General features: G+C 71.5%; 23 protein-coding genes. 9 read left to right on the forward strand and 14 right to left on the reverse strand.

Translation table 11 applies throughout. The annotated features are described in order from the left end of the window. The first annotated feature begins 43 nt into the window (after positions 1-43). On the forward strand, positions 44-1,462 hold the full coding sequence (locus tag ADK66_RS18170) for an FAD-dependent oxidoreductase (RefSeq protein ID WP_053656812.1): 1,419 nt from the start codon (positions 44-46) through the stop codon (positions 1,460-1,462). A gap of 77 nt (positions 1,463-1,539) precedes the next feature. Here the strand turns inward: ADK66_RS18170 and ADK66_RS18175 are convergent, their stop codons facing one another. After that, a complete protein-coding gene (locus tag ADK66_RS18175) occupies positions 1,540-1,893 on the reverse strand; it encodes a TraR/DksA C4-type zinc finger protein (protein ID WP_053656814.1) in 354 nt (117 codons plus the stop codon). 59 nt (positions 1,894-1,952) lie between these two features. After that, positions 1,953-2,900 (reverse strand): ion transporter, encoded by a 948-nt coding sequence (locus ADK66_RS18180; RefSeq protein WP_053656816.1) that lies wholly within the window; start codon positions 2,898-2,900, stop codon positions 1,953-1,955. Positions 2,901-3,222: 322 nt separating this feature from the next. Between ADK66_RS18180 and ADK66_RS18185 the strand changes: the two genes are divergently transcribed. Next, positions 3,223-4,389, forward strand: a complete 1,167-nt coding sequence (locus ADK66_RS18185; RefSeq protein ID WP_053656818.1) for an epoxide hydrolase family protein — start codon at positions 3,223-3,225, stop codon at positions 4,387-4,389. Between the two features lie 61 nt (positions 4,390-4,450). Here the strand turns inward: ADK66_RS18185 and ADK66_RS18190 are convergent, their stop codons facing one another. After that, positions 4,451-5,308, reverse strand: a complete 858-nt coding sequence (locus ADK66_RS18190; protein ID WP_053656968.1) for an SDR family oxidoreductase — start codon at positions 5,306-5,308, stop codon at positions 4,451-4,453. 87 nt (positions 5,309-5,395) lie between these two features. On the opposite strand from ADK66_RS18190, the gene ADK66_RS18195 reads away from it, so the two are divergent. Next, complete coding sequence (locus ADK66_RS18195) at positions 5,396-5,800, forward strand: helix-turn-helix domain-containing protein (RefSeq protein ID WP_053656820.1); 405 nt, start codon at positions 5,396-5,398, stop codon at positions 5,798-5,800. 140 nt (positions 5,801-5,940) lie between these two features. Here the strand turns inward: ADK66_RS18195 and ADK66_RS18200 are convergent, their stop codons facing one another. Beyond that, the gene (locus ADK66_RS18200; RefSeq protein ID WP_082377528.1) at positions 5,941-6,903 is read right to left on the reverse strand and encodes a helix-turn-helix transcriptional regulator; all 963 of its coding nucleotides are present in this window, start codon (positions 6,901-6,903) and stop codon (positions 5,941-5,943) included. 427 nt (positions 6,904-7,330) lie between these two features. Between ADK66_RS18200 and ADK66_RS32340 the strand changes: the two genes are divergently transcribed. Further along, positions 7,331-7,993, forward strand: a complete 663-nt coding sequence (locus ADK66_RS32340; RefSeq protein WP_231640085.1) for a hypothetical protein — start codon at positions 7,331-7,333, stop codon at positions 7,991-7,993. Positions 7,994-8,207: 214 nt separating this feature from the next. Here the strand turns inward: ADK66_RS32340 and ADK66_RS18210 are convergent, their stop codons facing one another. Then, entirely contained in the window at positions 8,208-8,789 is a 582-nt protein-coding gene (locus ADK66_RS18210; RefSeq protein ID WP_053656824.1) for a MarR family winged helix-turn-helix transcriptional regulator, read from the reverse strand. A gap of 116 nt (positions 8,790-8,905) precedes the next feature. On the opposite strand from ADK66_RS18210, the gene ADK66_RS18215 reads away from it, so the two are divergent. From ADK66_RS18215 to ADK66_RS18225, 3 genes are read left to right on the forward strand one after another with little or no spacing between them, the layout of a single operon-like run. Next, a complete protein-coding gene (locus ADK66_RS18215) occupies positions 8,906-10,474 on the forward strand; it encodes an LLM class flavin-dependent oxidoreductase (protein WP_053656826.1) in 1,569 nt (522 codons plus the stop codon). Positions 10,475-10,528: 54 nt separating this feature from the next. Beyond that, positions 10,529-11,182, forward strand: coding sequence for a helix-turn-helix transcriptional regulator (locus ADK66_RS18220; RefSeq protein ID WP_053656827.1), 654 nt, complete (start codon positions 10,529-10,531; stop codon positions 11,180-11,182). Next, positions 11,179-12,435: an MFS transporter gene (locus ADK66_RS18225; RefSeq protein ID WP_053656829.1), complete on the forward strand. Its 1,257-nt coding sequence runs from the start codon at positions 11,179-11,181 to the stop codon at positions 12,433-12,435. Before ADK66_RS18220 ends, ADK66_RS18225 begins: the two co-directional genes overlap by 4 nt. Positions 12,436-12,472: 37 nt before the next feature. On the opposite strand, the gene ADK66_RS18230 is transcribed toward ADK66_RS18225, so the two are convergent. The 3 genes from ADK66_RS18230 to ADK66_RS18240 form a co-directional block, all read right to left on the reverse strand. Then, on the reverse strand, positions 12,473-13,168 hold the full coding sequence (locus tag ADK66_RS18230; RefSeq protein ID WP_053656831.1) for an alpha/beta fold hydrolase: 696 nt from the start codon (positions 13,166-13,168) through the stop codon (positions 12,473-12,475). A 137-nt stretch (positions 13,169-13,305) separates the two neighbouring features. Beyond that, the gene (locus ADK66_RS18235; RefSeq protein WP_053656833.1) at positions 13,306-13,686 is read right to left on the reverse strand and encodes a VOC family protein; all 381 of its coding nucleotides are present in this window, start codon (positions 13,684-13,686) and stop codon (positions 13,306-13,308) included. A gap of 100 nt (positions 13,687-13,786) precedes the next feature. After that, positions 13,787-14,209, reverse strand: a complete 423-nt coding sequence (locus tag ADK66_RS18240; RefSeq protein ID WP_053656836.1) for an MmcQ/YjbR family DNA-binding protein — start codon at positions 14,207-14,209, stop codon at positions 13,787-13,789. Positions 14,210-14,362: 153 nt separating this feature from the next. Between ADK66_RS18240 and ADK66_RS18245 the strand changes: the two genes are divergently transcribed. Continuing rightward, on the forward strand, positions 14,363-16,165 hold the full coding sequence (locus ADK66_RS18245) for an acyl-CoA dehydrogenase (RefSeq protein ID WP_053656838.1): 1,803 nt from the start codon (positions 14,363-14,365) through the stop codon (positions 16,163-16,165). A 13-nt stretch (positions 16,166-16,178) separates the two neighbouring features. Here the strand turns inward: ADK66_RS18245 and ADK66_RS31905 are convergent, their stop codons facing one another. Together ADK66_RS31905 and ADK66_RS18250 are read right to left on the reverse strand one after the other, a co-directional pair. Continuing rightward, positions 16,179-16,355 carry a hypothetical protein gene (locus tag ADK66_RS31905; protein WP_197281562.1) on the reverse strand — a complete coding sequence of 59 codons (177 nt, stop codon included), beginning with the start codon at positions 16,353-16,355 and terminating at the stop codon, positions 16,179-16,181. A 94-nt stretch (positions 16,356-16,449) separates the two neighbouring features. Beyond that, positions 16,450-17,166 carry a spermidine synthase gene (locus tag ADK66_RS18250; RefSeq protein ID WP_053656840.1) on the reverse strand — a complete coding sequence of 239 codons (717 nt, stop codon included), beginning with the start codon at positions 17,164-17,166 and terminating at the stop codon, positions 16,450-16,452. A gap of 127 nt (positions 17,167-17,293) precedes the next feature. Here ADK66_RS18250 and eccB point away from each other — a divergent pair, with 127 nt between their 5' ends. Beyond that, the gene (eccB, locus tag ADK66_RS18255) at positions 17,294-18,670 is read left to right on the forward strand and encodes a type VII secretion protein EccB (RefSeq protein WP_053656842.1); all 1,377 of its coding nucleotides are present in this window, start codon (positions 17,294-17,296) and stop codon (positions 18,668-18,670) included. Between the two features lie 18 nt (positions 18,671-18,688). Here eccB and ADK66_RS18260 read toward each other — a convergent pair whose 3' ends face one another. From ADK66_RS18260 to ADK66_RS18275, 4 genes are all read right to left on the reverse strand, one after another. After that, positions 18,689-19,294 carry a bifunctional 2-polyprenyl-6-hydroxyphenol methylase/3-demethylubiquinol 3-O-methyltransferase UbiG gene (locus tag ADK66_RS18260; protein ID WP_053656972.1) on the reverse strand — a complete coding sequence of 202 codons (606 nt, stop codon included), beginning with the start codon at positions 19,292-19,294 and terminating at the stop codon, positions 18,689-18,691. A 73-nt stretch (positions 19,295-19,367) separates the two neighbouring features. Beyond that, complete coding sequence (locus ADK66_RS18265; protein WP_053656844.1) at positions 19,368-20,234, reverse strand: carbohydrate ABC transporter permease; 867 nt, start codon at positions 20,232-20,234, stop codon at positions 19,368-19,370. Next, positions 20,234-21,190, reverse strand: a complete 957-nt coding sequence (locus tag ADK66_RS18270) for a carbohydrate ABC transporter permease (protein ID WP_053656846.1) — start codon at positions 21,188-21,190, stop codon at positions 20,234-20,236. The genes ADK66_RS18265 and ADK66_RS18270 overlap by 1 nt, the downstream gene beginning before the upstream one ends. Further along, positions 21,187-22,581: an ABC transporter substrate-binding protein gene (locus tag ADK66_RS18275; RefSeq protein WP_053656847.1), complete on the reverse strand. Its 1,395-nt coding sequence runs from the start codon at positions 22,579-22,581 to the stop codon at positions 21,187-21,189. Before ADK66_RS18275 ends, ADK66_RS18270 begins: the two co-directional genes overlap by 4 nt. Positions 22,582-22,605: the final 24 nt, after the last annotated feature.

The raw sequence follows: 22,605 nt of genomic DNA on the forward strand, positions 1-22,605 counted from the left end.
TCCACCCGCCCGGCCGACAGTTTCCCGCGAAGGAGTTCCTGACATGAGCGCCCTGGACAACCTGCCCGTCGCCGTCATCGGCGCCGGCCCCGTCGGCCTGGCCGCCGCCGCGCGCCTGCACGAGCGCGGCCTCCCGTTCGTCGTCCTGGAAGCGGGGCACGCCGCCGGTGCGGCAGTACGCGAGTGGGGGCACGTACGGCTGTTCTCCCCGTGGCGCTACAACCTCGACCCGGCCGCCCGCCTGATCCTGGACGAGGCCGGATGGATCGCCCCCGACCTGCAGGCCCTGCCCACCGGGGCCGAACTGGTCGACGACTACCTCCAGCCGCTCGCGCAGTCGCCGCAGCTCAAGCCGCACCTGCGCTTCGGTGCCCGGGTCGAGGCCATCAGCCGTCTCGGCCTGGACCGGCTACGCAGCGCCGGACGCGACACCACCCCGTTCCTCATCCGCCTCGCCACCGGCGACGAACTGCTCGCCCGTGCCGTCATCGACGCCTCCGGCACCTGGCGTACCCCCAACGTGCTCGGCGCGTCCGGCCTGCCGGCCCGGGGCGAGGCCGACGTGGCCGCGTACCTGGAGCACGCGTTGCCGGACGTGCTCGGCACCGACCGGGAGCGGTTCGCCGGACGGCACACACTTGTGGTGGGCGCCGGCCACTCGGCGGCCAACACGCTGCTGGTCCTCGCGGACCTGGCCACCCAGCAGCCGGGCACGCAGGTGAGCTGGGCAATCCGTGCCGACGCGCCGACGCGGACGTACGGCGGGGGGAGCGCCGACGCCCTCCCGGCGCGCGGCGCCCTCGGATCGCGGCTGCGTGAGCACGTCGACGCCGGCCGGATCCGGCTGCTCACCGGCGTCAGCGTGCACACGCTCACCCCGGCCGACGGACGTGTCGCAGTGGTCGTCAGGCGTGCCGACGGCACCGAGGAGACGGTCCTGGCCGATCGCGTCGTCGCGGCCACCGGCTTCCGTCCCGACCACTCGATCACCGCGGAGCTGCGCCTCGACCTGGACCCCACCATGGGCGCCACCCGGGCGCTGGCCCCACTGATCGACCCGAACGAGCACTCCTGCGGCACCGTCCCGCCGCACGGCGTCGACGAGCTGACCCACCCGGAACCCGGCTACCATGCTGTCGGCGCGAAGTCCTACGGCCGGGCGCCGACGTTCCTCATGGCCACCGGCTACGAGCAGGTCCGCAGCGTCGTGGCCGCCCTCGCCGGTGACTGGGCAGCCGCCCGGGACGTCCAGCTCGACCTCCCCGAGACCGGCGTCTGCAACAGCAATCCCGTGGACCCGGCCGCAGGCGACGGCTGCTGCGGGTCGACGCCGTCGGTCGAGCCGCCCGCTCGCGGGCTGGCCACCGGGATCTCCGGTGGACTGCTGGGCACCCCGCTCAACCTGGTCGCGCTCGACGCCGTACCCACCGACGCCCAGGCTGGCGGCTGCTGCGCGAGTTGACGCCCCGCGGTGCCCGCCGACCCGGCGGGCACCGAGGGTCTCGCCAGCCGCGCGTGGCCGACGCCGGCCGCGCGCCGTCACCGGCGGCTGGCGCAGGCCACGCAGGTACGCGCCGAAGGGCGCGCGGCGAGGCGCTCGTCAGGAATCGGGCGGGAACACCGCTCGCACACGCCATAGGTGCCGGCGTCGAGGCGTTGCACAGCGACGTCCAGCTCGGTCAGCCGTCGGCGGGCCGCTGTCAGGACCGCTGTGAGTTGTGCCCGTTCGAAGGCGATGGTGCTGCCCTCCGGGTCGTGCTCGTCGTCGGCGTTCGACGAGCGGGACGCCTCGAAGAGGGCACGTAGGTCGTCGTCGAGAGCACGCACCTGAGCCTCGGTCGCGTCGCGCGAGGCCAGCAGCTCCGCGCGGACCGCCGAGAAATCCCTGTCCATCCGGCCACGCTACTGCCAACCGCCCACGGAAAGCCCTGCCGGCGGGCGACAGCGCGCGTTCACCGCCTGGTGTGGGTGCCGTCGCGGTGCGGGCGACCGTGCCCGTCCTCCCTGTCGATGCGTAGCTCCCGCTCCAACTCGGCGATGACCGCCCGCAGATCGTCCAGCCGCTGGGTGAGCGCGATGCGGTCGACCTCGTCCGGTACGCCGTCGCCGTCCTCGTCGTAGTCGGGGGCCAACCGCTCGGTCATCTCCAACCGGCGCGCCTCCTCCATGGAGTTGACGATGACGGCGATGAGGATGTTGAGCAGCAGGTTGACGGTGATGAGCACGTAGCTGACGTAGTAGACGAGCGTCCACGGCGAGAGGGCCATGCCCTGCGCGATCAGGTCCGGCAGGGTCTCCAGTGACAGCAGCACGAACAGCGTGAGCAGCGACCGCCCGATGTCGCCGTACTCCTCGGGATAGGTGCTGCCGAAGATCAGCCAGCCGGCCATGCCGTACACGTAGAGCGTCACAACGGCGAGGGCGAGGAACCCGGCGACGCCGGGGATGCTGCGCCACAGGGCGGAGACGATGGTACGAAGGCCCGGCGAGAACCGCACCAGCCGCAGCATCCGGGCGACCCGCACCACGCGCAGCAGCGCCGAGTCGCCGTGCAGGCCCGGAATGAAGATCGCCGCGATCACCACGAAGTCGAAGACGTTCCAGCCGTGCCGGAAGAAGTCCTGCGGTCGGCGGCCGTAGGCGGCCAGCCGGATGCCGATCTCGATGACGAAGACCGCGCGGAAGGCCAGTTCCAGCGAGTGCAGCAGGGTGTCCGCCGAGGTCAGGTCGTCGTAGGTCTCCAGCCCGAGGACGATCCCGTTGGCGAGGATGACGATGACGATGACGATCTCGAAGGGGCGCGACCGGGCGAGTCGGTCGCAGTGGTCGGCCCATCGGGGTCGGCGGTGCGGGGACGAGGCCGGCGTGCCCCGCTGCGCGGGCGCGGGTGCTCCACTCACCAGCCAACCGACCCGGTGGCGTGGTCGGAGGCCGTGGGGCGGGCGCACCCGTGACCGTTGTGAAGGCGGTGCGAGGGGCGTCCGGGCATGTCCACAAGCCTAAGCCAAGATCAATAGTCGTGGCCGGCCTGCTCCGCGCGATGCCGCCGCATCCACAGCGGACAGCGGGGCCGCGGGCCAACGCCCTCGTAGTGAGCACTTCTCAGGCGGTGTCGTGGCCGGTAGCATGCGAGTCGCTTCCCTTGCAGCCATCGGGCGAGCCGATCTGGCGAGCTGACCTGGGGAATGTGGATCTCATCCGTCCCAGGTCACGGAGGCCCTCATGTCGTCCCTGCCACAAGCGGTGCCATTCACCATCGACGTCCCCGACGACCTGCTCGCCGATCTGGCCGAGCGGTTGGCGCGCACTCGCTTCCCCCGTCCCACCGCGAGCAGGTGGCGTGCCGGCACGGACCCGGACTACCTTCGCGAGTTGGTGACCTACTGGCGCAGCGGCTTCGACTGGCGTGCCCGGGAACGCGACCTCAACGCGGTGCCGCACTACATCGCCACCCTGGACGGCCGGAGGGTGCACTTCGTGCACCTGCGCGCCGCGGCCTCCGGCGTCACCCGCTCCCCGCTGCCGCTGGTGCTCACCCACGGCTGGCCCAGCAGCTTCGTGGAAATGTTGCCGCTCGCGGCTCGGCTGGCCGATCCCGTTGCCTACGGCGGCGAGCAGGACGACGCCTTCGACGTCGTCGTGCCGTCCCTACCGGGCTTCGTGTTCTCGGATCTGCCGACTGCCGGCCCAGTGACCCCGCCGGTGGTTGCTGACCTGTGGGCACGGCTGATGACGGATGTCCTTGGCTACTCGACGTTCGGCGCGTACGGCGGTGACATCGGCTCCCATGTCACCGGCTTTCTCGGGGCCCGGCACCGGCAACAGGTTGTCGGGATTCACACCCACCATCCGAACCTGCACCCTGTTCTCGACGACGCCCAGCCGTTGTCCGCGGCCGAGCACGCCTACCTGAAGGCGCGATCGACCGAGCACGATGGCGGCGACGACGGCTACGCCGCCATCCAGAGCACCCGCCCGGACACCCTCGCGGCGGCCCTGCTCGACTCTCCCGCAGGCCTGGCCGCCTGGATCGTGGAAAAGTATCGGGCCTGGGGCGACTGCCGCGGCGACCTCGAATCCCGTTTCAGCAAAGACCTTCTGCTCACCGTCACCACTCTCTACTGGGCGACCGGGACGATCGGCTCGTCCTTCAGGCCCTACTACGACGACTCCCGGACCCCGCCGCTTGGGGCTGTCCACGTGCCAGCAGGAGTCCGGCTCACCCCGGAGGACCGGGACTACCCCCGCGAGTACGCCGAGCGCGTCTACCGTGACCTGCGCCAATGGCGCGGCGCGACCCGGGGAGGCCACTTCCTGCCCCTGGAGGAACCCGACCTCCTCGCCGACGACCTGCGAGACTTCTTCCGGCCGCTGCGTCGCGGGGCGTAGACGCGCCCGCCAGCCCGGATTTCCGGAAGGCGCGTCGCGCCGGCGTGACCGCAGTCGCCGGTTACGCGTGCGCGGCCCGGATGGCGTCGCGCAGCGGGGTGCTCGGCCGGCCGATCAAGCGGCTGAGGTCGTCGCTGTCGGTCGTCAATTCGCCGATGGCGATGGAGTGGTCGAGGGCGGCGACGAACCCGGCGGTGCCGGCGTCGAGGCCGACGGTCTCCAGCGTCGAGGCCAGCTCGGCGGGGGAGAGGTCCCGGTGGACGACAGTCGTGCCGGTGACCTCGCTGACGGCAGCAGCGAGTTCGTCGAAGGTGAACGCGGTGCCGCCCAACTCGTAGACGGTGTTGCCGTGCTCGTCGCGGGTGAGCGCCGCCGCCGCGGCGGCCGCGTAGTCGGCGCGGGTCGCGGCCGAGACGCTGCTGCCGCCGGTGGCACCGAGGATCGTGCCGGTCTGCAGGTACTGCGGCAGTTGGTCGGTGTAGTTCTCCGTGTACCAGCTGTTGCGCAGCACGGTGTGGGACAGACCCGAGGCGGCGAGAACCTCCTCGGTGGCCCGGTGCTCGGGCGCCAGCGGGTTCGTCGTGGTGTCGGCCTTCAGGATGCTTGTGTAGATCAGGCGCTCGACGCCGGCGAGCTTGGCCGCGTCGACGACCGCTGTGTGTTGGGCGACGCGTCGGCCGGGAGTGTCGCCGGAGATCAGCAGGAGGCGGCGTACGCCGGCCACGGCACCGGGCAGCGTGACCGGATCGTCGTAGTTGGCCTGGCGGATCTCCACACCGCGTGTTGCCAGGTCGGCGGCCTTTTCCGGGGTGCGGACGACGGCGGCGATCTCGGCAGCGGGTACGCCGGTGTCGAGCAGACGATCGATCACCAGGCGGCCCAGTCGGCCGGTGGCGCCGGTGACGGCATAGGTGGGCACAGCATCCTCCATGGGGTGGTGACGATCCGGAAGCACTTACTAATCTATAGCACTAGTCCGCGAGTAAGCACGGGGTAGGCTGGTGGAGTGACCGACAGGCCGTCCCCTGACCCCGCAGGGCCTACCCGGGAACTCGTCAGCGATGTCTTCGCGCGCGGCTGCACCTCCCGCGCCGCCTTCGAGGACGTCACCTCGAAATGGGCGTCGTTGGTCCTGCTGGCGCTGGGCGAGGGCCGGTACCGGTTCAACGCGCTGCGCCGCCGTGTCGACGGGGTCAGCGAGCGGATGCTCTCCCAGACCCTCCAGATTCTCGAACGCGACGGCATGCTGACGCGGGAGGTCCTCACCACGATTCCGCCGCGCGTCGAGTATTCGCTCACCCCGCTCGGCGCCCGCGTCGCCAAGCGACTACGGGGTCTCGCCGACCTTCTGGAGAGCGCGGTGCCCGAGTTGCAGTCCGCACGCGACGCTCACGAGCGCACCCGGGGTTGAATCGCCCACCGTGCCGTCAAGGGCAGCACCGGCGGACGGCCGGGATGGGCGACCGGGGTGCCGGCCCGGCCGTCACCGGTAGCTGATCAGCTCCACCCTCGGGCATGGCATCGACAGTAACCCTCGGCGGCGCGGCGGGTTCAGGCGTTCAGCGTCTCGCGCGGCGGTACGCCGTAGCTGGCGTGGTACCGGGCCGTGAACCTGCTGTGGCTGGCGAATCCCCACCGGCTGGCGATCGCCGACACGGTGTCCCGGCTCGGGTCGGCCCGCAGCAGGTCGCGGTGGGCCCGATCGAGGCGGATCCGGCGCAGGTACGCCATCGGGGTGGTGCCGAGGTGACGGCGGAAGGCGAGTTGCACCGCCCGCACGGAGACGGCGGCGGCGTCGGCGATGTTCAGCACGCTGATGTCCCGGTCGGCGTTCTCCTCCATGAAGGTGATGGCGCGGCGCATGGTTGCCGTGCTGGCGTCGCGGCGGTCCTCGATGGTCTCGTCGGTGAATGCGGTGTTGGGAAAGATGGAAAGCGCCGCCGCGGCGAGCATCCGCGCGGCGTTGCCGATCACCAGTGACTGCGTGCTGGCGTCCGGATTGGTCAGCACCACGTCACTGACGTAGCTGATGATCTTTCGCCACTGCCGGGCGCGGAGGGCGTTGGCGGCGCTGAAGTCGGTGAAGCGGATCTGGCCTGGTCGCCGTGCCGGTGCGGCAGCGGCCACCTGAGCCAGGACCGCGCGGTCCAGGACGCAGAGTTCCACAGCGCCGGGCTGCCAGCGCAGGTTGAACGGTCGGTCGGGTCGGGCAGTGAGGAAGACGTCACCGGTGCCGAACCGGTGGGTGGCCCCATCGCAGGTGCGATCGACACGGGCGCTGTGGGCGCGGCAGATGATCAGGGCGTTCAGGCCGTCCACCTCGATGTCGAGACGCGACGTCTGATTGAGGGCGGAGACGGCGAACGTACCGGCGTCGAACCGCTGATGGGCGAGGTGGTACGGGCCGTTCCCGTCATGGATGCGCAGGTCGGTGTCGTACGTGGTGGCCAGAAAGCGGTGGATGGCCGCCGGGTCGCTGCTCTCGAATCGTTGAAACCGCACAATTGAGGTCATTCGCTGGCTCCGTCCGGGAGGTGCCGCCGGGTGGACCAGCGCCGGCGGCGTGTTCGGGACGTGTCTGGGCGCGAGAGGGCAGGGTGTTCGCGGCGTGTTGCAGCCCGGCGGTACGGCGGTGGCACCAAGTCCCGCCGGTTACTTCGGCGGGGGAGCGGCCAGGGGAGTGGCCGTGGATCTTCAGGTAATCCCACCAATGTGGACTGGCATTGATGGGATTTCCACCATACGGCAGCTCACCGTCGTCCGGATGGATTTCCGTGATTCAGTGAGTCGACTTCGCTTTCCGGCTATCGCGCCGCTCGATGCTGCGCCTGCGGTGCTAGCCGTCCCGGAGGCGGCGGCGAAACCTTGTTTCTGATCTCCCCGGATGCCCGTGGGCGTCCGGATACCTGCCGGGGGTCCGGCCATCAGGCGGAGGTGAACGTTGGACAGTACCGATCCTGACCGCGTCGTTCGACTGGCGGTCGCCGAGGCGTTGGCGCGGGTGGCCGACGAGGACACCCTCGGGCTGGGCGAGGGCGACGCGCTGGAGAGCCTCGGCGGTGCGCTGCGCGAGGTGCTGCGCCGCGCTCTCGACGACCGCGTGCCGCTGGCCACCCCCGAGTTCGTCGACCTGTGCCGCGACCTGCGCCTGAACCGTGACTCCCTCGACCTGCTGGGGCACCACCTGCTCACCGCGTTGCTGGCGCACCACGTCGGGCCGGACGCCCTGATCCGCGTCGGGGCGCTCCTCGGCACGGTCAGGCGCTACCTGCCCGAACCCCGTCAGCCCGCGCGCCGCAACGCCGGCCCGGAGACCCGGCGGCGGGACGTACGCCGGGACAACAGCGTCGTGGGTCGCTACCAGCGGCCGAAACTGCCCGAGCACCTGCCCAGCCCGCCAAGCTGGACCTGCACCGGATGCGGCAGGGAGTGGCCCTGCGCCACCAAGCAGAGCCAACTGCTCGCCGAGTTCGGCGGGGCGCGCGCCGCACTCGCCGTCTACCTCGGCTCCTGCCTGGTCGCCGCCGCCCAGGATCTGCCGACCCTGCCCCTGCCCCGTGCCCGGCTGCGGTTCCTGGGCTGGCTGCCCCGCGCCCGGATGTGACAACACGCGGTACCGGAAAGCCCTTGGCCGCGCCCTTCAACGGGGCTGGAGAGCCCGTGGGACGACCTCTGGTTCTACTCCAACCCGATGTTCGTGCACGTGCGCTGACCCAGCGCCGCAGCGGTACGGCCCGTCGGCACACCTCGACTCAGGACGGTCGGGGTGCCGGCGGGCCGTACCGCGTCGTCGGTCGTCCGGGCGCGGCGGCGGCCGGTCAGCCGTCGCCGCGGCGGCGAGACCGGGCGGGACGGATGCGGATGTCCCGTTCGGACCGGTCGCCCACCGGGGTCGGCTCGGGCCGTACCTGCGCCACCACCTCACACATGTCCCGCAGCGGGTCGACGGCCTGGGTCGAGCAGGCGACCCGCTGGAGCAGCGCCCGCAGGGTCGACGACTCCTCGGGCGTGAGGGCCCCCAGCAGGTGGGATTCGACGCGGCGCAGCGCGCCCCGCCGTTGCTCCCAGGCCGCGCGGCCGGCGTCGGTGACGTCCACCAACCGGCTGCGCCGGTCCGCCGGGTCCGCCCGGCGGGCAACGTAGCCGGGCTCTTCCAGGTCGTCGATCAGGTACGTGAGCACGGTGCGGTCGATGCCGAGCTCCTCGGCTATCGCACCCTGGTTGCGGCCGGGCCTGTTGATCGCGGCTGTGAGCACCTGATAGCCACGTGGGCCGCCGGGAAAGTCGGCGAGGGCGTGCTCGGCTGCCCGCACGTAACCCCGAAAAGCGATGCCCAGCATCCAGCCCAGGTCGTCGTCGAGCGGATCGGGCCGGTCGCGTACGTCACTGGCTCCCGTCATGCCCCTGACAATAGCGCGGCTCGCGCTATCTTGTTGGCAGGAGATGTTCTATCTGACATAAGGTCTACGCTGTGACGCATCGACCCCGCAGCGTCGCGGAAACGGGAGGCTCACCGATGAGCGACTACGGTCACGACCTGATCTTCGGAACGTTCACCACGCCCGGCAGCGACGACCCGGAGCGCACTGTCGGCCTCGCCGTCCTGGCCGAGCAGGTCGGGCTGGACCTTGTCACCTTCCAGGACCACCCCTACCAGCCGAAGTTCCTGGACACCTGGACGCTGCTGAGCTACGTCGCCGCGCGGACCAGCCGGGTGCACCTGTCGGCGAACGTCACGAACCTGCCGTTGCGCCCGCCCGCGGTGCTCGCCCGCAGCGTGGCGAGCCTCGACCTGCTCAGCGGCGGCCGGGTCGACCTCGGCCTCGGTGCGGGCGCGTTCTGGGAGGCCATCGAGGCGATGGGCGGTCGACGGCTGACCCCCGGGCAGGGCGTACGCGCGCTGGAGGAGGCCATCGACGTCATCCGCCAGGTCTGGGACGCCGACGCGCGTGGGGGAGTGCGCGTCGACGGCGAGTTCCATCGCGTGCTCGGCGCCAAGCGCGGGCCGGCTCCCGCCCACGCCGTGCCCATCTGGCTCGGCGCGTACAAGCCGAGGATGCTTGAGCTGACCGGCCGCCGGGCCGACGGCTGGCTGCCCTCGCTCGCCTATCTCCAGCCCGGTGACCTGGCCAAGGGCAACGAGCTGATCGACGCCGCCGCACAGCAGGCAGGTCGCTCGCCCCAGGCCGTCCGCCGACTGCTCAACATCTCCGGCCAGTTCGCGACCGCCGAACGCGGGCCGCTGCACGGGCCGGTCGAGCAGTGGGTACGCGAGCTGACCGGGTACGCGCTGAACGACGGCGTCAGCGCGTTCATCCTCGCCAGTGACGACCCGGACGACCTGCGCCGCTTCGCCGGTGAGGTGGCGCCAGCCGTACGGGAACGGGTCGCGGCTGAGCGGGACGCCGCGTTGGCGCGTACCCCGGTCACAAAGCCTGCGGCGGTCACGCCGTCGGCGCGGCCGGCCCGTGCGCGGGTGACCGGCGGCGCGTTCGCTGTGGTGCCGACGCCCGACGACGGCAAGCGGCTCAGCGACCGGCAGGTCTGGGACGAGTCGGCCCGCCCGACCGGCCCGACGCCGGATCCGACGCGCACCTACACCCCGCACGAGCAGGCCAACGGCCAGCACCTCGTGCAGGTCCACGACGGCCTGCGAGCGGAGCTGGCCCAGATCCACGACCTCATCGAGCAGGTCGCGGCCGGCGAGATCGACGCCGGCGCCGCCCGCTCGCAGATCAACACGATGACGATGCGGCAGAACCGGTGGACGCTCGGCGCCTACTGCGAGTCCTACTGCCGGATCGTCACCACCCACCACACCATCGAGGACCAGGCTCTCTTTCCGCGGCTGCGGCACGCCGACCCCCGGCTGGCGCCTGTGGTCGACCGGCTGGAGCAGGAGCACCACGTCATCCACGAGGTGCTGGAGGGCGTCGACAAGGCGCTCGTCGCGTACGTCGGCTCGCCGGACGGGTTGGCCGATCTGCGCGCCGCGGTGAACCTGCTGACCGACGCCCTGCTGTCGCACCTCAGCTACGAGGAGCGGGAGCTTGTCGAGCCGCTGGCCCGGCTGGGGGTGAGCTGACCGGCGTCAGGTGGGGGCTTGCCCCGGCCTGATCTGAGAGACTACTCTCGAAACATGTCTCTCAAGAACCCGTACGGGGATTTCGAGATCACCGAGCCGCAGGCGCTGCGGGCGTTGGCGCATCCCGTCCGGCTCGCCATCCTCGACCGGCTCCAGCGGCACGGCCCGGCAACCGCCACCGGGCTGTCGCCGCACGTCGGCGCGACTCCGTCGGTGGTCAGCTGGCATCTGCGGCACCTCGCGACGTTCGGCCTCGTCACCGACGCGCAGGCGGTTCCGGGGGCCGCCAGCAAGCGGGAACGCTGGTGGCAGGCCGCCGCCCGGGGCTTCCGGTTCGCCCTGCCCGACGACGCCGAAGGCCAGGCCGCCGGCCGGCAACTGCGCGGCGAGATGTTCGCCCGCGCCGCCGAGGCGCCACAACAGTGGCTGCTGCACGACGAGCCCCGCCTGGACGACGCGTGGCGCGGGGTGGCAGGCCTCGCCGACACCCAGTTCGTCGCCACAGTCGAGGAGCTGCGGCACCTGGAAGAGGCGATCGAGGAGCTGCTCGCGCCGTACGTGCGTCGCAAGGACGACGACACACAACCCGCAGGCGCGCAGCTCGTCCGGATGCTGCGCTACCTGCTGCCCGAGCCCGGCGACCCGGGAGCGGCGCAGGACGATTCCGAGGTGGCGCAGGGCGAGCCCGGCGAGCCTGCGGCGTCATGACCGCCGTCGATGCCGTACCCGCACCGGTCCTGCACCGCGACCGGCGGTTCCGCACCTTCTGGATCGGCGAGACGGTCTCCCAGTTCGGCGACCGGATCAGCGAGCTGGCACTGCCGCTGATCGCCGTCTCCTTCCTCGCGGTCACGCCCGCGCAGGTCAGCGTCCTCACGGCACTGATCTGGCTGCCCAACCTGCTGGGCCTGTTCCTCGGCGCGTGGGTCGACCAGCGCACCCACAAGCGGCGAATCCTGATCATCGCCGACCTGATCCGCGCGGCGGTGCTGCTCAGCCTGCCGGTGGCGTACCTGTTCGACGCCGTGACCCTCACCCAGCTCTACCTGGTCGCGCTGCTCACCGGCGCCGGGGCGGTGTTGTTCGCGATGGCGCACCAGGCGTTCTTCGTGGCGCTGGTACCGCGGTCCTCCTATGTGGACGCGACAAGCAAGCTGAGCATGAGCCGCTCGCTGTCGTTTATCGCCGGACCGGCCGTCGGCGGGGGACTGGTCCAGGCGATCACCGCGCCGATCGCGATCGTCGTCGACGCGCTGTCCTTCCTCGGCTCCGCCCTGCTGCTCGGCCGAATCCCGGTCACCGAGACGCCCCCGCCGCCGCGCCGGACGTCCACTCTTGCCCTCGTCCGCGAAGGGCTCGTACTTGTCTTTCGCCACCCGGTGCTGCGCGCCGCGCTCGGCTGCACCAGCACCGTCAACTTCTTCACGTTCATCGCCGCCGCGCTGCTCGTGCTGTATGCCAGCCGTGACCTCGGCCTGTCAGCTGGCGCCATCGGCATCGCGTTCGGCGGCGGCGCGCTCGGTGGACTGGCCGGAGCGGCGCTGGCCCCCCGGGTGTCGCGCGCCATCGGTCTCGGCCGCACCGCGATGATCGGCGTGGTGCTGTTTCCCGCGCCGCTGGCACTGACCGCGCTGATCAGCGGCCCGACCTGGGCGAAGGTGGCCATGCTGGCGGCCATCGAGCTGGTCTCCAGCGTCGGGGTGATGCTGATGGACGTCAACCTCAACGCCCTGCTCACCGCTGTCACGCCCGACGACGCGCGGGGCCGCCGGGCCGGTGCGTACAGCGCCGTCAACTACGGGATCCGACCGCTCGGCGCGCTTGTCGGTGGCGCGCTGGGCACGACCATCGGGCTGCGGCCGACACTTGTCGTCGCCGGCCTGGGCGGCATACTCGCGGTCCTGTGGCTGCTCGCGTCGCCGATCCGTCACATCATGACCATCGACGAACAGGTGGCCTGACCGGCCGAGGTCCGGCTGGTGGCGGTGGGGGCCGGGGTCAGCTGGTCTGCTCCAGCAGCAGCCGGGCCAGCTCGGCGGGTTGCGAGAACATCGGCCAGTGGCCCGTGTCCATCGTGACCAGTCGCCAGTGGCCGCTTGCCACCAGCTCGGTGACGGTGGCATTGGGCTCAGGGCCGTCGAGCAGGCACTTGACGTACGTCGCCGGCAGCTCGCTCAGCGGCCGGTTCAGCACGGCCGGCTCGGCCAGCGTCGCGCCCGGGTGCGGGGTGGAGCCCTCGACCAGGCGGGCGATCTGCCCGTCGGTCAGCCCCTGACCGTCGAAGTCAGCCACGCCCAGCGGTGGCCAGTAGCCGTCGTTGTCGGCGAGCTGCGACGCCAACGCCTCAGGCCCCTGCCACCAGCCCGATACGAACGACTCACCGTCGACAGGCACCTCCGAGTCGACGAAGACCACCCGGGTCAACCGGTCGCCGATCCGCTCGGCGGCCTGACCCACCGGGATCCCCGAGTAGCTGTGTCCGACCAGCACCACGTCACGCAGGTCGCGTCGCTCGACCTCGCCGACGATGTCCTGGACGTGGGTCTGCTGCCCGGCGGGCAGACCCCGCTTCTCGGCGAGGCCGGAGAGGGTCAGCGCATGCGCCTCGTGGCCGGCCGCTCGCAACGGCGCCACCACCTCGTCCCACGCCCACGACCCCAGCCACGCACCCGCCACCAAGACGAAATCAGCCATGGCCGAGACCCTAACGCCGACCTGCGACAGTCGATGGCCCGTGGCCGTAGCCCTTGCGCGCCCCGCCCGCCCGGCGCGTGCAGCTGTCGTCGCATCGCCACCCCCGCAGCCTGGGCCTGCGGCCTCGCCTCAGCCCGTCACGGCCAGGTACGGGCCTCGGCCGCGAAGACCTCCGCAGGACTCTCCACCGGCAGTACGCAGAGCAGGTGCCCGCCGGGCGCCCGCAGGATGCGGCACTCCTGCCACTGGGTCACCTCATTGGCCCCCAGGCCGATGAGGCGGGCGGTCTCGGCCGGTACGTCGTCGGTTTCGATGTCGATATGGAAGCGCGGCGTGTCGTCCACCGACTGGACGGCGGTGACCAGCCCTGGCACGGCTCCGTGTAGGCCGACGAACTGCGGCTCGGCGGGATGCGTGCGGGTGGGCGCGCCCAGCGCGGCCGACCAGAACTGCGCGGCCTGTTCGGCCTCCGCCCGTGGTGTGTCGATCAACAGCGCGTACAGGCGACTTCGGTGCATTGAGGCAACCTATCGCCGTCGCCGCCGCGCTGCTCGCCCTCGACAGCCGGCCCGCCGTGCCGGCATGGCCCGACGGGGCTGTCGTGTTTGTAGTCGGGGATCAACCGGGCGGCGGACCGGGACGGTCGACCTGTGCCGCGAGCCGCTTCGGCGCGAGGAGGCAGTAGCTCTCGGTGAGCAACTCGGCCACCTCGTCCCAGGCCGTGTCGTCGTCCACGACCATGCCCAGCACGGTCGGGCCCCAATCGGGCTTGTAGAACGGATGCCCACTCGCCACGAGCCCGGCGATCTCGTCAGGTGGCGAGCGGAAGATCAGCAGGCAGGCCGGCGAATCCGCGTCGGCGGCGCGCGCGTGGGCCGGCTGGCGGGCCGGATCGACGGTCAGCACATGGGCGAAGGTCCGTTTGCGGATCCGCCAACGGGTGCCCACCCAGGCCGGCTCCTCATAGCTCTCCGGCAGCCCGAGGCAGATCGGCCGGAGCCGGTCGAGGACGTCGGGACTGACATCTCCGGGTTTGGTCACGGTCGGTGACGCTAACCGCCAGGTGTGACAATTCCCGCTCGTCGATGTGCGCCGACCGGCTCCGGCGGTGTGGTGCGCGCCCGCCGGATCCGCCAGGATGGGGCCGGAGCCGCCCACCCACCGGCCTGCCGTCCGCGCCCACCGAGGAGTGCCGTGCCGTCCACCCTGCTCTCACGCCGCGACCTGGACTTCCTGCTGCACGACTGGTTGCGGGTGTCCCACCTCGTCGAGCGTCCCCGCTACGCCGAGCACTCCCGGGAGACGTTCGACGACGCGCTGGACCTCGCCGAGCGGGTCGCCACCGAGCAGTTCGCCACGCACAACCGGGCCGCCGACCTCGCCGAGCCGACGTTCGACGGGCAGCGGGTACGGCTCATCCCGCAGGTCCGCGCCGCGTTGGACAGCTTCGCCGAGACCGGTCTGCTCAGCGCCGGGCTGGACGCCTCGGTCGGTGGCCTCCAACTGCCGCACGCCGTTGCCGCCGCCTGCTTCGCCTGGTTCCAGGCTGCCAATGTGGCCACCTCGGCGTACCCGATGCTCACCCTCGGCAACGCGAACCTGTTGCTGGCCCACGGCAGCGCGGAGCAGGTCGACACCTACGTGCGGCCCATGCTGGAGGGCCGGTTCTACGGCACCATGTGCCTGTCCGAGCCGCACGCGGGCAGCTCGCTCGCCGACATCACCACCCGCGCCGAGCCACAGCCGGACGGCACGTACCGGCTGTTCGGCACCAAGATGTGGATCTCCGGCGGTGATCACGAGCTGGCCGAGAACATCGTCCACCTGGTGCTGGCGCGAATCCCCGGCGGACCACCCGGGGTGAAGGGCATCTCGCTGTTCGTCGTACCCAAGGTGCTCGTCGGGCAGGACGGGTCGCTCGGCGACCGCAACGACGTGGTGCTCGTGGGCCTCAACCACAAGATGGGGTTCCGGGGAACCACGAACACCCTGCTCAGCTTCGGCGACGGCGGGCACACCCCGGGCGGTAGCCCCGGCGCGGTCGGCCACCTGGTCGGCACGCCACACCAGGGGCTCGCCCAGATGTTCCACATGATGAACGAGGCCCGGATCGGCGTCGGCGCCGGCGCCACAGCCCTGGGCTACACCGGCTACCTCAAGAGCCTCCAGTACGCCCGGGAGCGGCCGCAGGGCCGGCCCGTCGGCGCGAAGGACCCGACCACCCCACAGGTGCCGATCATCGATCACCCGGACGTACGGCGGATGCTGCTGGCGCAGAAGAGCTACGTGGAGGGCGCGATGGCCCTGGTGCTCTACTGCGCCCGGCTGCTCGACGAGCAGCAGACCGCCCAGGAGCAGGCCGACCGCGAGCGCGCACACCTGCTCCTGGACGTGCTCACCCCGATCACCAAGAGCTGGCCGTCGCAGTGGTGCCTGGCCGCCAACGACCTGGCGATCCAGGTGCTCGGCGGTGCCGGCTACACCCGCGATCACGACGTGGAGCAGCACTACCGGGACAACCGGCTCAACCCGATCCACGAGGGCACCCACGGCATCCAGGCGCTGGACCTGCTGGGACGCAAGATGACCATGCACGGCGGCGCGGGTCTGCTCCTGCTGACCGAGACGATGGGGGACACCGTCACCCGGGGCCGCAAGGCCGGAGGGGAAACCGCCGAACTGGCCGACCGGTTGGCCGGCGCGGTGGACCGGATCGTTGCGGTCACCCGTCGACTGTGGGCCGACGGTGACCCCGTGCTCGCCCTGGCCAACGCCAGCGCCTACCTGGAGGCGGTCGGGCACGTGGTGATCGCGTGGATGTGGCTGGAGCAGTGGCTGGCGCTGCCGCCGGACGGGGGCGGGGACGCGTTCCACGCCGGCAAGCGGCAGGCGGCCCGCTACTTCTTCACCGTCGAGCTGCCCCGCACCGGCCCCCAGTTCGACCTGCTGGAGAGCCGGGACCGGACCACGCTCGACATGCGCACGGACTGGTTCTGAACGGCAAGCCGCCTCACCGTCGACGGCTCTGGTGGTGCATGGCCTGCCGTCCCTTGACCACGCCCCACACGATCACCGCGACGAGCGCGATAAGCCCGATGATGACCAGCCAGCGGACGGCTTCGAGGAGCAGCCCGAGCAGGATGAGCACGCCGGCCACCACGGCGACAACCCAGAGCATGGCACGCATCTCGACCTCCCGTGACCGGCCCGCCTACGGCGGCGACTCCTGATCTTCTTCCCAGGCCGGGCGGCAGTATGCGCAACGGGGCGCAGAAGTCGGCTCAGGCCGCCATGCGGGCGACGTAGACGGTGTTTGCGGACTGGCCCCCGGTCAGCGGGTTGGCGAACGGCACCACGTGCGCCCGCGCGGTCGCGAACACCTCGGTGAGCGCGGCCGTGAACTCGGCGTCCGGCGGATCGTCCGACCAGAGGGCGAAGACGCCCTCCGGGCGCAGCAGCGCGGCGAGCCTCCGCAGCCCGTCCGGCGTGTAGAACGGGGCATGGCTGGGGTGCAGCACGTTGCGGGGTGAGTGGTCGACGTCGAGCAGCACGGCGTCGAACCGCTGATCCGGCGCGGTGCGAAATCCGGTGTCGTCGGCCACCGAGGCGAAGAAGTCGGCGCGTACGAAACGGGTCCGTGGGTCCTCGGCGAGTCCCGCCGCGAACGGCAGCAGCCCGCGACGATGCCAGTCGATCACGTCCTCGATGGCCTCCACCACCAGTAGTGACCGCACCCTCGGGTCGTCCAGCGCGGCGCACGCCGTGTAGCCCAGACCGAGGCCGCCGACCACCACGTCGAGCGTGTCACCTGTCAGCTCGGCCAGGCCCAGCCGTGCCAGCTCGATCTCCGCGACCGGGAACAGGCTGGACATCAGGTACTCGTCGTCGAGCTTGACCTCGTACACCTCGACCTGCAATGCCGGGTCCCGGCGGCGACGCAGGCTTATCGCTCCGATCGGGGTCTCCCGCCAGGCCAGCTCCTCGAAACGCGCGCCCATTGGTGCCTTCCCGCCGCCGGATTCGTCCCCGGATGCTACCGCTCGGGCGATCCTCGGCCACGCAGGGTCCGCGGGACATCGACGCAACGCATATTCTGTGGCCGGCCGATCCAGCGGAGGGACCTTCATGCCGTCGCGGCAGGACCAGCTGCACTCCTACCAGTTCAGCGTCCAGCGGGCGGTCGCCGCCCTTGTCATGCGGGAGACCGACCCGGCGCAGTCACCGTTTCGACGGCTCGCGGGGGCGGCTCTGGCAAGCGTTCTGGTCGCGGCGATCGGGCTTGGCGGCTTCGCGCTGTACGGCCTGTTCGCCGGCGGTGGCAAGGGCTGGCGCGATCCGGGCGCGGTGATCGTGGAGAAGGAGTCCGGCGCCCGCTTCGTCTACCGCGACCAGCGGCTGCACCCGGTGCTCAACTACGCCTCGGCGCTGCTGATCGTCGGCGCGGACCAGTCCAGGACCGTGCTGGTGTCCCGCCGCTCGATCGACGGCGTGCCGCGCGGGCTGCCGTTGGGCATCGCCGACGCACCGGATTCGTTGCCGGCGCCGGGACGGCTCGCGACCTCGCCCTGGACGGTCTGCTCGTCGATCATCGGCGGCGACGAGCCCCGCTCCGCGCTGCTGATCGGCACCGAACCCGTTGGCGGCCGACCGCTGGGCGACGACGCGTTGCTGCTGCGCCACCCGGACGGCGGCCTGCACCTGGTGTGGCGCCAGCGCCGCTACCTGGTCCGCGATCCCAGCCGGGTGCTGGCGGCGCTGGCCACCACGAGCGCCCGGGCGGTGCCGGTGGCGCCGGCCCTGCTCAACTCGCTGCCCGCCGGCGTCGACCTGGCCCCGCTCGCGCTTCCCGGCGTAGGCCGTCCGGCAACGGGGGTGCCGGGCGCGACGATCGGCCACGTCTTCCTGGTGCGCAACTCCGGCGGCGGCAGGCAGTACGCGGTAGCCCTCGACGGTGGGCTTGCCGGCATCACCGAGTTGCAGGCCGGGCTGCTGCTGGCCCGCACCGGTCAGGGCGAGCCGGAGCCGATGACGCTCGGTCGGTTCGCCGCGCTGCCCACGATGCCGGACCTCGCGCCCAGCGGCCCGACCGCCCCACCGCCGGCGCCACCCCGACTCGCCGCCGCCGACGGCCCGGCGGTCTGCACCCGCGTCGGCGACGACGGCGGTGCCGGCGAGGTGCGCTGGGGCGTACGCCTGCCGGACCTGGCCGCCGTGCCGCGTACCGCGCCGGCCGGCGGTGCCGTGCTGGCCGACCACGTGGTGGTGGAGCCGGGTCGCGGCGCGGTCGTCGAGGCCGCCGCGGCGCCGGGAGCGTCCGGCGGCGCGGTGTCCGTGGTCACCGACCTGGGCCGGCGGTACGTCCTCGCCGACCGGGAGGTGTTGGCGATGCTCGGCTACCGGGACGTGCCTCCGGTGCGACTGCCCGCCGGCCTTGTCAGCCTAGTGCCGGCCGGCGCGACCCTGGACCCGGCCGCCGCGCGGGCGGTGGCGGCCCCGGCGTGATCCAGACCAACCCGGGTGTCAGCTGGCCGGGCGGCGTAGCACGCTGACGGCGAAGTCTGCCTCGTCGCGCCACGGGCGCAGGTCCCAGGTGGCGAAGCGGTGCTCCAGGCGCAGCCCGGCGGCGACCGCGTCGGCGTCGAACGCTGTCAACGGGTAGCCGCGCTCGGTGCCGAAACCCACCGCCAGCACGCCGTCCGGGCGCAGGTGCCCGGCGATCCGACGCAGCACCTCCGGCTCGGTGCCGACGGCGACGAACGCGAGGACGTTGCCGGCGAGCACTGCGGCGTCGAACGGCTCGACCTCGCCGAGCGCCGGAAGGTCCAGTTCGGCAAGGTCGGCGACGAGCCAGCGCGGACCGGGGTAGTCGGCCTGGGCGGCCTGCACCAGCGCCGGGTCTGCGTCCACGCCGACCACGGTGTGGCCCCGCGCGGCCAGCGCGGCACCGACGCGGCCGGTGCCGCTGCCGGCGTCGAGGATCCGCGACCCGGGCGCGACGAGGGTGTCGACCAGACGGGCCTCGCCGGCCAGATCGGCCCCCTCTGCGGCGAGTTTGCGGAACCGGTCGATGTACCACTGCGAGTGCTCCGGACCGGTGTCGGTCGCCCAGCGGGTCGGGTTGGCCATACCGGTCACGGTAGCCGGGCCGGCCGGGTCGCCACCGGCGACCCGGAGCAGCCGGCCCGGCAACCGTTGCCGCTCAGCCCTTCTCCGCGCCGCTGGTAAGCCCCTCGGTGAGCAGCCGTTCGCTGGCGAAGAACAGGATCACGATGGGCAGGGTGAGCACCACCGACCCGGCCATCAGCACCGTCTTGGGCACCTCCACGCCGTCGGCGAGCAGGGACAGCCCGAGCGACACCGTCCACCTGTCGGGCTTGTCGACGAGGAACAGCAGGGCGAAGAGGAACTCGTTCCAGGCGATCATGAAGTCGTAGAGCGCGACCGCCATGATCGACGGCGCGGCGAGCGGCAGGCTGACCCGGCGGATGATGCCGAGCCGACCGGCGCCGTCGATGGCGGCGGACTCCTCCAGACTGACCGGGATCGTCTCGAAGTAGTTCTTCAACATGTAGACCGAGACCGGCAGCGTCTGCGAGATGTAGACGAGCACCAGCCCGAACAGCGAACCGCGCAGCCCGGCCCTGGTGAAGACCACGAACAGCGGGATCGCGATGACGATCGACGGAAACAGGTAGACCGCGAGGAACAGGAAGTCGACCTGCCGCCTACCGAAGAACCGCAGCCGGGCCACCGCGTACGCGCCGGGGATCGCGACCAGCAGCGTGAGCACTGTCGCCGCGACGGCGACCAGGCCGCTGTTGCGCATGAAGGTGAGGAAACCCTGGCCGCCGTCGTCGGTGGCCTTGAGCACCTCGGCGTACGTGGCGACGGTCAGCTCACCGAAGCCGACCACCAGCGCGCCGGGGTCGAGCAGCAGACGCTCGATGGGGCGTACCGACAGCACCAGCATGTAGTAGAAGGGGAAGACGGTGACCACCAGGAACGCGGCGATCACCAGGCGGCGCAGCCAGCGCAGGCTCACCGTCTCGACGACGTCCCTGTCCATCAGCCGACCCTCCGTCCGAAGAACCGCAGGTAGATCAGCACGAACACGATGAGCACCACGGCCAGCACGACCGCCTGCGCGGCGGCGGCGCCGATGTCCGTACGCGCGGTGAGGAACTCGTACACCCGCACGCTGACGACCTCGGTGCCGGCGGCCCCGCCGGTCAGCAGATAGACGTCGTCGAACTTGTTGAACGTCATGATGAAGCGCAGCACCCCCAGCAGGGCGATGACCGGCAGCAACTGCGGCAGCAGGATGTGCCGGAACCGTTGGGTGGGTGTGGCGCCGTCGACCCGGGCGGCCTCCTCCAGCTCGCCGGGCACCGCCTGGAGGCGGGCAAGCAGGAACAGGAAGGCGAACGGGAAGTACCGCCACGCCTCGAACACGATGACGGTGGCCAGTGCTGTCGACTCCTGGGACAGGAACGGCACGGGCGCGTCCCAGCCCAGCAGGCGCTGCCCCCAGTCGTTGACGATGCCGAGCTGCGGGTCGAGCATCACCTGCCAGACGAATGTCACGGCGACCACCGGCGCCACGTACGGCAGCAGCATGGACGCCCGGACCAGCGTCCGGCCCCGGAAGGGCCGGCGGACCACCAGGGCCGCGACCAGGCCGAGCACTATCGACCCGACGGTGCCGCCGATGCTGTAGAGAAGCGTCACCCACAGCGTCTCGGCGAAGCCGGGGGTGTGCAGCACCCTGTCGATGTTGTCCATCGTGAACTCGCCGAACAGCCCGGTCTTGCGCAGGGTGGCGAGCCGGACCCGCTGGAAGGCGAGCACCACGGTCCAGACGATGGGGATGCCGATGACAGCGATCGTGACGAGCAGCGTCGGCGCGACGAGCGCCAGCCCGGCCCGGGATTCACGGCGGCGCAGTGTAAGCGGCCGGCGCTTCGGCGGTGCCGGCCGCTCCCCGGTGGGGGAGCGGCCGGTGTCGGGCGCGGTGGTGGTCAATTGACGCCCGCCTTGATCGCCTCGACGTCCTTCCTGGCCCGGCCGGCGGCTGCCGCCGCGTCGGACTTGCCGCCGACGAGGTCGCCCAGCACCTTGGGCACCGGCAGCTCGCCGAGCATCGCGCCGACCAGCTTGCCCTGCCCCTGGCTGAGCCCCCACCGCCCAAAGGTGTCCGGGCTGCGGCGCAGGGTGGCGAGCACCTCGTCGCCGTACACATCGGCGAGGGGTTTCTTGGTGTCCACGCCGGCCTGGCTGGTGTTCCACGCGGTCAGGTACGCCTCCGGCTGGGCCGGGGTGCCCTTGCGGACCGGGAAGCGGCCTTCGGGGGACATGCCGAACCAGCGGGGGTAGCCGTCGCCGAGCATGTGCTCCACGAAGGACTTCGCCGGATCGGCAGCCGCGCCGTCCAGCACCGCCCACGAGCTGATCTCCCCATACTGGGCCGGTTCGGTGCCGTTCGGGCCCCTGATCGCGGTGACGAACCCGCTGTTCTTCGCGAGGAACGCCGGATCGGCCTGGCACTGCGGGCAGGTCGGCTTGGCGTCGCTGCGCAGCCCGGCCAACTCGTCGAGGATGAACGGCGACCAGATCACCATTGCCGCCTTGCCCGCGAAGTAGGTGGCCCGCGTGGTGTCGACGTCCTGCGCGCCCTTCACCGAGCTGGTGCGGATCAGGTCGCCGTAGAAGCGGAACGCCTCGACGCACTGCGGCGAATCGAGGGTGATACCGCCGGAGTCGTCGGTGAGCTGGCAGCCGTTTGCCAGCGCCAGGTGCTCGAACGTCTGCTGGGTGAACACGTCGCTGGGCGCCGTCGCCGCGGTGATCCCGGCGACGCCGCCGGTGTTCAGCTTCGCCGCGGCGTCGGTGATCCGCTCGTACGTGTCGGGGGCGGGCAGGCCGGCGGCGGCGAACAGGTCCTTGCGGTAGACGAGCAGCTGCCCCCAGCCGTCGCTGGGCACGGAGAGCTGTTTGCCGTCGTCGGCGGTCAACTCCAGCGCCCGGGGGGAGAACGTCTGCCTGCCCAGCTTGTCGACGACCTCCGCGTTCGCCGAGGCGTGCAGCAGCTCGTTGCCCGCGAGCGTACGGATGCCGGCCAGGGACACCGAACCGACCACGTCGGGTAGGTCGCCGGCGGCGGCGTTGGCGGCGATCAGGGACGGGAACTGGTCCTCGTTGACGGTGACCAGGTCGACCTGGATCCCGGTCTTGGCGGTGAAGTCCGCGATGATCGCCTTGGTGGCGGTGACCCGGTCGGCGACGTCTTCCAGACTCCAAACAGTGATCTTTTTGCTGTTGCTGTCGGATCCGTCGTCCCCGCAGGCCAGCAGGGTGGACGCGGTCAGTGCCAGGATCAGGGTGGTGGCGAGTATCCGCCTCGGAGGTGCTGACATCGGTGGCACTCCTCTCGAAGGGTA

The sequence above is a fragment of the Micromonospora sp. NRRL B-16802 genome, assembly GCF_001279555.1.
GTDB lineage: Bacteria > Actinomycetota > Actinomycetes > Mycobacteriales > Micromonosporaceae > Micromonospora > Micromonospora profundi.